This is a genomic window from Streptomyces himalayensis subsp. himalayensis (assembly GCF_013778455.1).
Taxonomy (GTDB): Bacteria; Actinomycetota; Actinomycetes; order Streptomycetales; family Streptomycetaceae; genus Streptomyces; species Streptomyces himalayensis.
This window is the reverse complement of sequence record NZ_JACEHE010000066.1, coordinates 1-9,814: the sequence shown is the minus strand read 5'-3', so window position 1 is coordinate 9,814 and position 9,814 is coordinate 1. Positions and strand designations below refer to the sequence as shown.

At 68.6% G+C, this 9,814-nt stretch carries 21 protein-coding genes; 17 read left to right on the top strand and 4 right to left on the bottom strand.

Going from position 1 to position 9,814, the window contains the following annotated elements; genetic code table 11:
* The 11 genes from H1D24_RS41175 to H1D24_RS41125 all read left to right on the top strand — a co-directional run.
* Positions 1 to 1,584: LamG domain-containing protein (locus H1D24_RS41175; protein ID WP_220137799.1), on the top strand; the 1,584-nt coding region annotated here is incomplete at its 5' end.
* Between the two features lie 10 nt (positions 1,585 to 1,594).
* Complete coding sequence (locus tag H1D24_RS41170) at positions 1,595 to 2,065, top strand: hypothetical protein (protein ID WP_181662900.1); 471 nt, start codon at positions 1,595 to 1,597, stop codon at positions 2,063 to 2,065.
* On the top strand, positions 2,062 to 2,595 hold the full coding sequence (locus H1D24_RS41165) for a hypothetical protein (RefSeq protein ID WP_181662899.1): 534 nt from the start codon (positions 2,062 to 2,064) through the stop codon (positions 2,593 to 2,595). The genes H1D24_RS41170 and H1D24_RS41165 overlap by 4 nt, the downstream gene beginning before the upstream one ends.
* Before the next feature lie 15 nt (positions 2,596 to 2,610).
* Complete coding sequence (locus H1D24_RS41160; protein WP_181662898.1) at positions 2,611 to 2,808, top strand: hypothetical protein; 198 nt, start codon at positions 2,611 to 2,613, stop codon at positions 2,806 to 2,808.
* Between the two features lie 62 nt (positions 2,809 to 2,870).
* Entirely contained in the window at positions 2,871 to 3,359 is a 489-nt protein-coding gene (locus tag H1D24_RS41155; protein ID WP_181662897.1) for a hypothetical protein, read from the top strand.
* A gap of 3 nt (positions 3,360 to 3,362) precedes the next feature.
* Positions 3,363 to 4,283: an N-acetylmuramoyl-L-alanine amidase gene (locus tag H1D24_RS41150; protein WP_181662896.1), complete on the top strand. Its 921-nt coding sequence runs from the start codon at positions 3,363 to 3,365 to the stop codon at positions 4,281 to 4,283.
* Between the two features lie 26 nt (positions 4,284 to 4,309).
* The gene (locus H1D24_RS41145) at positions 4,310 to 4,513 is read left to right on the top strand and encodes a hypothetical protein (protein ID WP_181662895.1); all 204 of its coding nucleotides are present in this window, start codon (positions 4,310 to 4,312) and stop codon (positions 4,511 to 4,513) included.
* 14 nt (positions 4,514 to 4,527) lie between these two features.
* Positions 4,528 to 4,824: a hypothetical protein gene (locus H1D24_RS41140; protein ID WP_181662894.1), complete on the top strand. Its 297-nt coding sequence runs from the start codon at positions 4,528 to 4,530 to the stop codon at positions 4,822 to 4,824.
* Positions 4,821 to 5,498 (top strand): collagen-like domain-containing protein, encoded by a 678-nt coding sequence (locus tag H1D24_RS41135; protein ID WP_220137798.1) that lies wholly within the window; start codon positions 4,821 to 4,823, stop codon positions 5,496 to 5,498. The genes H1D24_RS41140 and H1D24_RS41135 overlap by 4 nt, the downstream gene beginning before the upstream one ends.
* Before the next feature lie 8 nt (positions 5,499 to 5,506).
* Positions 5,507 to 5,668, top strand: coding sequence for a hypothetical protein (locus H1D24_RS41130; RefSeq protein WP_181662892.1), 162 nt, complete (start codon positions 5,507 to 5,509; stop codon positions 5,666 to 5,668).
* A 110-nt stretch (positions 5,669 to 5,778) separates the two neighbouring features.
* Entirely contained in the window at positions 5,779 to 6,594 is an 816-nt protein-coding gene (locus H1D24_RS41125) for a recombinase family protein (protein WP_181662891.1), read from the top strand.
* On the opposite strand, the gene H1D24_RS41120 is transcribed toward H1D24_RS41125, so the two are convergent.
* Positions 6,581 to 6,919, bottom strand: a complete 339-nt coding sequence (locus H1D24_RS41120) for a DUF6233 domain-containing protein (RefSeq protein WP_181662890.1) — start codon at positions 6,917 to 6,919, stop codon at positions 6,581 to 6,583. The genes H1D24_RS41125 and H1D24_RS41120 overlap by 14 nt on opposite strands.
* 45 nt (positions 6,920 to 6,964) lie before the next feature.
* Between H1D24_RS41120 and H1D24_RS41115 the strand changes: the two genes are divergently transcribed.
* Positions 6,965 to 7,207 carry a hypothetical protein gene (locus H1D24_RS41115; RefSeq protein ID WP_181662889.1) on the top strand — a complete coding sequence of 81 codons (243 nt, stop codon included), beginning with the start codon at positions 6,965 to 6,967 and terminating at the stop codon, positions 7,205 to 7,207.
* Complete coding sequence (locus H1D24_RS41110; RefSeq protein ID WP_181662888.1) at positions 7,200 to 7,397, top strand: hypothetical protein; 198 nt, start codon at positions 7,200 to 7,202, stop codon at positions 7,395 to 7,397. Before H1D24_RS41115 ends, H1D24_RS41110 begins: the two co-directional genes overlap by 8 nt.
* 279 nt (positions 7,398 to 7,676) lie before the next feature.
* Here H1D24_RS41110 and H1D24_RS41105 read toward each other — a convergent pair whose 3' ends face one another.
* Positions 7,677 to 7,853 carry a hypothetical protein gene (locus tag H1D24_RS41105; RefSeq protein ID WP_181662887.1) on the bottom strand — a complete coding sequence of 59 codons (177 nt, stop codon included), beginning with the start codon at positions 7,851 to 7,853 and terminating at the stop codon, positions 7,677 to 7,679.
* Positions 7,854 to 7,884: 31 nt separating this feature from the next.
* Complete coding sequence (locus H1D24_RS41100) at positions 7,885 to 8,124, bottom strand: GntR family transcriptional regulator (protein ID WP_181662886.1); 240 nt, start codon at positions 8,122 to 8,124, stop codon at positions 7,885 to 7,887.
* A gap of 158 nt (positions 8,125 to 8,282) precedes the next feature.
* On the opposite strand from H1D24_RS41100, the gene H1D24_RS41095 reads away from it, so the two are divergent.
* Genes H1D24_RS41095 through H1D24_RS43430 form a run of 3 tightly spaced genes read left to right on the top strand, consistent with a single transcriptional unit; the run spans position 8,283 to position 8,751 of the window.
* Positions 8,283 to 8,468 carry a hypothetical protein gene (locus H1D24_RS41095; RefSeq protein ID WP_181662885.1) on the top strand — a complete coding sequence of 62 codons (186 nt, stop codon included), beginning with the start codon at positions 8,283 to 8,285 and terminating at the stop codon, positions 8,466 to 8,468.
* Positions 8,465 to 8,623 carry a hypothetical protein gene (locus tag H1D24_RS41090; protein ID WP_181662884.1) on the top strand — a complete coding sequence of 53 codons (159 nt, stop codon included), beginning with the start codon at positions 8,465 to 8,467 and terminating at the stop codon, positions 8,621 to 8,623. Before H1D24_RS41095 ends, H1D24_RS41090 begins: the two co-directional genes overlap by 4 nt.
* On the top strand, positions 8,620 to 8,751 hold the full coding sequence (locus H1D24_RS43430) for a hypothetical protein (RefSeq protein ID WP_258564741.1): 132 nt from the start codon (positions 8,620 to 8,622) through the stop codon (positions 8,749 to 8,751). Before H1D24_RS41090 ends, H1D24_RS43430 begins: the two co-directional genes overlap by 4 nt.
* A gap of 64 nt (positions 8,752 to 8,815) precedes the next feature.
* Here H1D24_RS43430 and H1D24_RS41085 read toward each other — a convergent pair whose 3' ends face one another.
* Positions 8,816 to 9,052, bottom strand: a complete 237-nt coding sequence (locus H1D24_RS41085) for a helix-turn-helix domain-containing protein (RefSeq protein WP_181662883.1) — start codon at positions 9,050 to 9,052, stop codon at positions 8,816 to 8,818.
* A 318-nt stretch (positions 9,053 to 9,370) separates the two neighbouring features.
* Here H1D24_RS41085 and H1D24_RS41080 point away from each other — a divergent pair, with 318 nt between their 5' ends.
* Positions 9,371 to 9,607 carry a hypothetical protein gene (locus tag H1D24_RS41080; protein ID WP_181662882.1) on the top strand — a complete coding sequence of 79 codons (237 nt, stop codon included), beginning with the start codon at positions 9,371 to 9,373 and terminating at the stop codon, positions 9,605 to 9,607.
* The last annotated feature ends 207 nt before the right edge of the window (positions 9,608 to 9,814 follow it).

The following is a 9,814-nucleotide window of genomic DNA, read 5'->3' as shown; positions in this document are numbered from 1 at the left end:
GAGCTCGGCGGCGCGCAGATCCATTCGCGCTATTTCGGCATGGTCAACGAGTGGCCGCTGGAATGGGAGGGGCTGCAGGCGAAGACCGTCATCAGCTGCTCGGACATCACCAAGTGGGCGGGCCTCGAGGACGAGCTGAAACCGATGCTCGTGCAGGAGATCCTGCTCGACCGGCCCACCGCGTACTACCCGCTGTCCGAGCCGGCCGAGTCCACCAGCGCCGGCGACCTGGCCGGTACCTCGGGTGTCGGCACGCTGTCCATCGTCCAGGCCGGCAGCGGCGGCACCCTCGAATTCGGTGCAGGTACCGGCCCTTCCGGCCTGGTGGCTCCCGTGTTCACCCCTGCGTCGTCCACGGCGGGCAAGTACCTGTCGGCCGACTTGGGGCAGGCATTCGTCGACGCGAACTCCAACTTCCGGGTGAGGGCCGAGGCATGGTTCTCCACCAGCACCACGGGCCGGGTGCTTATGGCGCTCACCTCGACGGACCTCTCCACAAAGCTGATCATTCTCCTGGAGTCCGGAACCGGGAAGGTCCTCATCGAGAAGGACCAGGGGGACGGCCTGCAGACTTACGTCTTCGGCACGCCGAACCTGGCTAACGGCGCCCTGCACCACCTGGTGTACAACGAGTTCGAGAATCTGCTGTACGTCGACGGCGTCTCGTACTCTCTGACCGCCTTCAACGGCACGGACCTGCGGATCCTCACCGTGGGCGGCTACGCCAACCAAAGACTCTGGTCCGGGCAGATTGCCCAGCTCGCCATCTACTGCCGCTCGGTCACCGCCGCCGACCTCGCCGGCCACTACACCACCGGCACGACAGAGCACGTCGGCGAGTCCGCGTCCGCCCGCATGTCCCGCATCGCGTCCTACCTCGGGCTGACCGTCACCACGCAGGGCAGCATCTTCGACGCCATCGGCAGCCAGAAGGACCTCGGCAAACCGGCGTTGACGCATCTGCGGGACATCGAGAGCACCGAGTCCGGCAAACTGCTGGCGTCCCGCTCCGCCGCGGCGCTGCTCTTTCAGAGCCGTGACGTGCGCTACAACCCGAGCCCAGCGCTATCGCTCACGTATGCGGACGTGGAAACGAACGGTGTGAAGTACGCCGATGACGACCAGAAAATGATCAACGATGTGACCGCGTCGCGGCCCGGTGGGGCCACGCAGCGCGTCATTAACCAGACGGCGATCGACACCTACGGGCCGAAGCCCAAGACGCTGGAGCTGTTCAAGGCCAGCGACCTGAAGGTCACCGACGCCTCGAACTGGCTCGTCTCCCGTTACGCGGATCCTCCGCCGGAGATCCGGCAACTCCCCGTCGAGGCATTCAGTATGCCGCTCGCCACCTACCGGGCGCTGCTGAACGCCGACGTCTCCACGGTAATCGGGCTGACGGGCCTGCCGGTCGAGGCGCCGTCGTCAACGGCGACCGTAGTCGTCGAGGGCTACGAAGAGACCATCGGCCTCAGCCAGCACCACATCAACTTCCACACCAGCCGCGCCGACACCGACAACGTCTGGATCCTGAACGACTCCACCTACTCGGTACTGGACAGCACAACCCGACTCGCCTACTGAAGGAGGATCCGTGCCGATCCCTGTCGAGCGGGCGGAGGCCTTCTACCTTCCCCCGCCAGATCAGGCACCCGAGACGTGGGCGCTGGTGCCGCCGGCCGAGCGGGTCTTCCGCTGGGTCGAGCTGCGCCAGCAGCGCCGGATCACCCCGCCCGACGGATACGTGATCGGGCAACAGATCTACGCCCGGATCAACCACAACCGGTGGGTCGCCGACTGCCCCTGTGGCAGCGCGCAGGTCGTCACTCCAGCGGATCCGCGGATGGCGTGCACCGAGTGCGGCTACGGCTGGGTCCAACTGGTCTTCCCCGAGAACGTGGCAGCCGCCGAGGCCGCGGTCGCCGACGAGCTGCCGCACCTGCGGAACTGGTGGCACCCCGACGACCCGGCCCCGTGGGGCCACCCGCCCTCCGACGCCCCCGCCGACCCGGCCACGGAACCGCCGGCCGAACCTGCTTCGCCGATCCAGGAGGTGACCGGATGACCTTCGCACCGCGAACCTGGGTGGTCGGAGAGGTCGTGACCGCCGCGCTGTTGAACCAGGAGATCCGCGACCAGTTCAACAGCTTCTTCGGCGCCTGGACGGACTACAGCGCGACGATGGTGTGGGGCGCGGAGGGCGGCACCCAGCCCGCCATCGGCAACGGCACCATCGTCGCCCGCTACATCAAGGTGGGCCGCACGGTGGACTACCTGCAGCGCATCACCTTGGGCTCCACCAGCACCTACGGCGATGGAGGAGCGGGCGGCAACTGGTACTTCTCGCTGCCTGCGGCACCGTCCACCACCTGGTCCGCGCACCAGACCCAGCACGTCGTCTGGCGTGACAACAGCGCCAGCACCCGCTGGCACGGTGTCGGCACAGTCTCCACCACACTCCACGCCAATGGGACGCTCCGCAACATCCAGCAGGCCGACGTCGCCAGCCCGGACATCTGGGACGCCACCTTCCCATTCGCCCCCGCAGCGGGCGACATCTTCTACCACCAGGGCCGCTACGAATCCGCCGCATAACGAACGGAGATCGCCGTGGACTACCCGTACATCGAGATCAACGCCAAGCCCGAAGAGGGCGGCTGGGCCAGGGTCCGCCTGCAGATGACCAGCGGGGACCTCATGGTCAGCGAGGCCCACATCATCGCCGCCGTCATCGACCGTCTCTCCCAGGTGCCCGGCGTCGTCAGCATCGACTCCACCCGGCACTACATCGCCGAAACCCCCGCCTGACCCCTCCGCCCTCCGCCCGCCCCGCGCCCACGGCCGGGGCTTTCGTCATTCCTGGAGGCGCTGTGACGGTCCTCGTCTGCTCCCTGAAGACCGACCTGCCGCAGTCCATCCCCGCGGACGGCGGCTACCACATCGTCCGCTTCCCCTACGCGGCCGAGTCCTACGACGCCTACGGCATGCACCAGCAGCTCGACCCCAAGGGTTACGAAGTGCGGGACTGGCAGCGCGACGACCGCTCGGGACTGATCTGGCCGGCGCTCCATGGCTGGGGCTCCCTCACCGCAATGATCTATTGGGCCGACGGCACGTACACCGAACTCCGCGACCGCTTCGTCCGTGACCCGCTCGGCCTGTCGACGGGCTACGACTCCACGGCCACCGAGCACCGGCCGCCCAGCCCCGGCCTGCAGTGCTTCCACAAGTCGCACGAGATGTTCGTGCATCCCGGCAGGCCGCTCGCGCTGCTCGTCGCCCACAACGACAGTCGGCCGCGCAGTATCACCCTCGCCGAGCTGAAGCTCGCCATCCATCCCACCGCAGAAGGGCTCTGACCCATGGCCACTCCGCTGTCGGCGGATCTTCTTCTCGCCGCGCTGAAGAGCGAGGGCGTGAAGGTTGCCGAACGCACCGGCTGGCGTACCCACAACCGCAACTCGAGGGGCCCGTGGGGCGGCGTGAACGGCATCGTCATTCACCACACCGCCGGGTCCAACAGCCTCGGCCTGTGCTGGACAGGAACTACCAGCCTGCCCGGCCCGCTGTGCCACACGCACCTTGCGAAGGACGGCACGGCCACGATGGTCGGCCACGGCCGCACGAACCACGCCGGAACCTTCGCCGCGAACGCCCACCAGGCCGTCATCAACGAGGCCTCCATACACCCCCGCCCGGACGCCGCCGAGCCGGTCGACGGGAACCAGCACTACTACGGCATCGAGATCGAGAACCTCGGCAACGGCAGCGACCCATACCCCGCGGTGCAGTACGACCAGGCCGTCCGCTGGGCGGCGGCGATCTGCCGGGCGCACGGCTGGTCCGAGCACAGCGTGATCGGCCACAAGGAAGGCACCCGCCGCAAGATCGACCCCAGCTTCCCGATGGGCGACTTCCGTTCCGCGGTCGCTGAACGCCTCGCCCACCCCGCCAGCTGGAACCCTGGCACCACCACGCCCGAGGAGAACGACGTGCCCCTGACCGACGACGACGTCCGCAAGGTCTGGACGACCGACGGGATCGTCAAGAACCCGAACCCGGACAGCGCAGAGACCAACCCCTACATCGCCCCCGCGACCGGGCTGCGGAACATCGAGACCGTCGTCCGCCGCACCGAGGCGAAGCTGGCCGCGCTGTCGGCCGTGGAGCTGACGGACACGCAGATCGCCACCCTCGCCGCAGCCGTCGCCGCCAACCCGGCGCTCGCCGAGGTGATCGCCGAGCGGGTCGCGGTCAAGCTCGCCGAACGCCTCGCCGACTGACCCCAACCAGCAGAAACGAGAACCCCATGAAGATCTCCCGCTACGCCAAGGCGATCGTCGCAGGCGTCGCTGCAGGATCCGCCTCGCTGGCGACCGCTGTGGACGACGGAATGGTCACGACGCAGGAGGGCGTCACCGCCGGCCTGGCCGTCCTCGCCGCGCTCGGCTTCACGTGGGCCATACCGAACAGCAAGCCCGCCGAGCAGCAGCGCGACCTGCCCAGCATCTGAACGGGAGCACCACCGTGCCGGATGAGCCGACCCTCGGAGAGGTCGTCAGAAGGTTCGAGGACCGGTTCACCGACGTCCGCGACGACATCAAGCAACTCGGCGACCGCATCGACACGAAGGTCTCCCAAGAGGTGTACGACCTGCGGCACGAGGCGCTCGCGTCGCGGGTCTCCACGCTGGAGACGCTGCGGGAGAAGGACGCCGAGAAGCTGGTCGCCACCCGCAGGTGGTTGATCGGGGCGGTGATTATGCCGCTGGTCGGCGTGCTGCTGCCGGTCATCATCACGCTGACGCGGGGGGCGGGGTCGTGACAGAACCGGAGCTCCGGGCGGAGGAACGACGTTGGCGCCGTGGCGACTTCCTTGCCGTGGCCGGCGCCGTTCTCATCGGTGCCGCGTTCGCGTGGATCGTCCTGTCGATACAGGGCCTGACGCACGAACTGCGCACCGCGAACGAAGCCCGCGACGCCTTGGCCTCACAGGTACAGCAACTCGGCGAGAAGCCAGTCGCTGGACCGCCCGGGTCCCGCGGCGAGCCAGGCGAGTCGGTGACCGGTCCTCCCGGAGCCAAAGGCGAACGCGGCGAGCCGGGAGATCCGGGATCGCCTGGCCCCTCCGGTTCCCCCGGCAGTGACGGATCCGACGGCAACGACGGCGAGCCGGGCACACCCGGATCATCCGGGGCCCCCGGATCCGACGGAGCTGACGGAGCAGCCGGTGAGGCCGGGCCCCCAGGACCACAAGGCGAACCGGGGCCCGCCGGACCCCAAGGACCAGCAGGCGAACGCGGCGAGCAAGGACCCGCGGGCCCGCCGCCGTCGGGCTGGACCTTTGAGTACCGGGGCGCCACCTACGAGTGCACCCCGGACGGCGACGGCTCCACCCACTACACGTGCAGCCAGACCAGCGGCGGCGGCGATGACGACGGCGGCCTTCCCGGCCTACTCTCCGCCGGCCTCGACCCGACCCGCCGCCAGTACCCCTGAGGAGTGCCATGCCCGAAGCCCGCCCCGTTGCGCGCCGCGTCGATGAGTCGGCCGCCGACATGGGGTCGCTCGTGCGCCTCGGCCTCGCCGACGAACAACCCGTGCCCGCGCCGCAGTACGAGGGGCTGTTCCTCGAACCCGACATCCCACCCGACGACGAACCCGCGTGACTGCGCCCCCGCCCCCCTGCTTCGGCAGGACGGCGGGGGCGTTCTGCTGTACCCGGAACTCTTCTACCTGCACTGTCCCATCTATAGGTATAGATGGGTACGCTTAGGTCATGGTGAAGCCCTCAGCGCGCCTCCGACTCGTCATCTGCCGCCGCGTCTCCACAGCCGGACAAGCCACCGACGGCTACGGCCTCGAAGCCCAAGAACACGACTGTCGCCGCTGGAACAAGAGCTCCCCAGCCGGCGGCCACCGCATCGTCCACGTCGTCACCGACGAAGCCCTCACAGGCAAGTCCACAATCGACGAACGCGAAGGCCTCATGGAGGCCATGGAATGGATCCGCGAAGGCCGCGCCGACGGGATCCTCGCCCCCAACCTCGACCGCCTCGCCCGCGAACTCACCGTCCAGGAGGCAGTGCTGTCCTACGTCTGGGCGATGGGCGGCCGGGTCTTCACGGCCGACCACGGCGAACACCTGGAAGACGACGAGACCGACCCGATGCGCACCGCCATGCGACAGATGCGCGGCGTCTTCCATCAGCTCGACCGCGGCCTCATTCGCAAGCGACTCCGTGAGGGTCGCGAGACGAAGGGAGAGCTCGGCGGCTACGCCTACGGTGCCCCTCGGTACGGGCATCGAGCCGAGGACAACGAGCTCATCAAAGATGAGGCCGAAGCGAGGAACCTTGCACTGATGAGGCGCTGGCATGACGAGGAAGGACTGGGTGTGCGAGCCATCGCCCGGCGCGCGAACGAGATGGGCATCCCTGCGAAGCGCGGCGGGCAGTGGCACCCCAGCACCGTTGCCCGACTCCTCGATGAAGAGGAGCGGCGCAAGAACAACGAAGGCTCAGCTCGCCGACGCGCGTGGAAGAAGGAGGAGCAGCGGAAGGCCCGCGCTGAGCGGATCCTCAACGGCCACTAGCCAGCCCGGTCTCGGGCCGGCACACCTCGCAGCATTCGACGCGCGGGTCGTCGAGCTCGAGCGCGATGAGGGCGTGCTCGCGGTCGAGGTAGCCCATCTCGTTGCGGTAGATGCTGCAGCCGCCGCGGTGGAGGACGGGCGGCCCGTCACTGCGCTGCGGCTGCAGCTTCCACGCCTGCTCGGCACGGGCGCGGTCCCGCCGCCGCTTCTCGTCTGCTTCCCGCTGCTCGGCCTGCCGCAGGGCTGCCTCCGCCTCGGCGAGCTGGAGGCGCAGGTAGGTGACGATGACGCGGAGACGGTCCGCATCCGGCGGCAGGTCGGACATGTGTTCGAGTCTACGGGCGGCGGGACGGTCTGCCATCCTGGGGGCGTGGACACACTCGGCATGCTGCACCTGTTGAAAGCGGAGCCCACCCTCATGCCCGTCGCCCCAGACGACGCCTCCGGTGAGGACATTGAGCGGCGCCGTCGCGACGAGGTGCACGCCTGCCTCGCGTGCGGTGAACGTGCAACGACGGCGCTCCTGGTTCAGGACCCGCACGGCACCTGGCAGGGGAAGCGCTGGCTCGACCTGTGCTGGAAGGACTTTACGCGGGTGCGCACGAGTGCCTGACAACCAGCAGCGCTACCGCCTCACCCTGACCATGGGCGGCCGGCCGACCATGGACGGCTGGTGGGCCAGCGAGAAGACCGCGCGGCGGAAGTTCGCGGGCCTGGTCGGCGAGTACGGATCGATCGACGGCGCGACGATCGTCCTGGTCGACACCGCAGACGGCGAGCAGGTGTTGGCCAGCTGGCCGTAGCCGCGTTGTCAGTGCTCGCCGTTAGGCTTTGGCCACTACCACTACGAGCAAGTCGGGTAGCTGCTGCTGACGCCCCGCCCCGGAAGTGATGCACCGGGCGCGGGGCGCTGCTCTGTCGGGTTGCACGGATACCCTGCTTATAGGGGCGTCCCGTGCGTGACTGCGCAGCACGCGCCCTCAAGAGCAGGGGATTGGGGTCCTGGCGGCGGCCGGGCTTGAACGGGAGAGCTGTACTGCGCCCGTCCCTTGTGGCCGTCCGACGGCGGGACCCGGACGGCGCTACGCCGCCTCCACGACCTCTCCACGCACGGCCGCGGCCCACTCGGTGACGAGCCGCTCGTACTCCCGCCGCTGCTCCACCGACAGCCGCCCGCCGGCCCGCTGCCACAGGGCACGGATCTGCTCGTTCACCTCGGCGGCAGACCGCGCGGAGCCAGAGCGCTCGGTGGGGATCATGTGAAGAGTCTATGGTTCCGCCCGTCGAGCGTCAGCCCTCGGGCCGGTCCGCCACGACGAACGTGCCCTTGTTCGGCAGGGTCACGACCAGGCCGCGATCCCGCAGCTCCTGAACCGCGCGCCGCGCCGTCCCGGGCGCGACACCGTACTGGGCGCCCATGTCCCGCTCGTTCGGCAGCCTCGCGCCGCGCGGCAGCCGGCCGGAGCGAATCTCCTGCTCAACCTGGTCGGCGACCCGCATGTACACGTACCCGATCGGCTCCTCACCCATGATCGAAACGTAGGGCGGCACCCCACGACCGGCATCCGTAGATGGCGCCATGGGGTCACATGGGGCGGCATATAGCGGTACCTTCTGAGCAGCAAGAACCCCCGCGACCGCTGGCCGGCGGCCCGGGGGTGTGGTCAACGCAGCTGAGGAGCGTCGACGTGCACCAGCCTACGGAGCCACCCGCCGCCAGCGAAGAGCCCTTGACGGAAGAGCCGCTGCTCTGCCCGTGCGGGAATCCGGCTCACCAGCCGACGAGGATCGGCCAGACCGTCTCCCGCGGCCCGGAGCGCAACCTCTACGCCTGCCCCGAGACCACCCGCTACGGCCTCGGACGCGCGTCATGACCGCGCAGGACACGGCACCGCCGGCCGACGCCACCCAGCAGGCCTTCGAAGCGCTCCTCGACCACTACGACGAGTGCCCCGGCTGCGCCTACGAGACCGCCCCATGCGAAGAGGGCGAGAGGCTGCGCGAAGCGGTGAAGGAGGCGCAGCGGTGAAGATCTGCGCGAAGTGTGACCAGGTGATCCGGCCCGACGAGCCGCACGACGAGATCCCCGTCGACTCCGCCTCACTCGCCGGCACCACCATGTACCGGCACAAGACCTGCCCGCCCAAGCGGCGCTGAGACCCCCGCCCGCTGCATCCGGCGCGTCACCTGCAGCGCGCCGACGGCGACGTAGCGGGCGGGCCTACTCCTCGAGGAGCTCGGCGAGCCGGATGTCGAGGGCGTGGGCGATCAGGAGTAGGTGGCTGATCTTCGCGTCCGAGTAGCCGCCCTCGATGCGCTGGAGCGTCGACCGGTCGATGCCGACGGCCTCGGCTAGGCGCTCTTGAGTGAGGTTCTGATACATGCGCCGGGCCGCGATGCGCGCGCCAAGAGCTCGACGGGCGTCGAGGATCCACGGCGGCTGATCATGGGGCGGCACTCGACAAACGCTTGAGCCGCGAAGATCATAAGTCAGCAGCAGATTTGCGGCATTATTCGATCACGCATCTCGTGCGACGGATGTCCCACTGCTCCCCGTAGAGCAGGTGTGACAGTCAGCGCGCCAGGGTGTCACTGCAACTTCACAATGTGTGAGCCCTGCGGCTCTGGCATATGCCACAGGGCTGAGGGTATTTTGAGGGAATCGAACGCACGTTCACCCATTCGGGGGAATCCGGCTGACCTGCGTGTTCATTGGGGCAGGCGGGGAATCACCGCGTAACCCCCGTACCTTGTCATCGCCCACAGGAGACAGCCCATGGAGTCCGACCAGATCCTTGCCCTCTACACCTGGGAGACCGGGATCTGCTTCCGATGCCCCGCCCGCGGCACGGTCGACACCACCGCGGTGAGGAAGCTCCATTCGCAGTTCGGCGACACGGAAGTACGCGCCTGCCGCCTCTGCGTCCTCGCCATGGAGGAGACCAGGCGGCGCGCGGCCGAGCGGGCCGGGATCGAGTACAAGCCGGGGCATGCTGGAGAGGTACTGGCGTAGCGATTACCGCAGGCCGGAGGGTCTCCGCCGAGGGAGCGGCTGGGGAGAATCTGGGGAGTGGAGACGCTTGGGGAGCGGTTGGGGAGAGCCAGGGAGCCTAGCCCGTCTCACTCATGCTCACTCCGTCTTAACAGATCTCAGCAGGTCACAGCGTTGAAGTGGGTGGCGATGGTCATTGGCGCTGCTACCCGTCCATCGCACAGACAG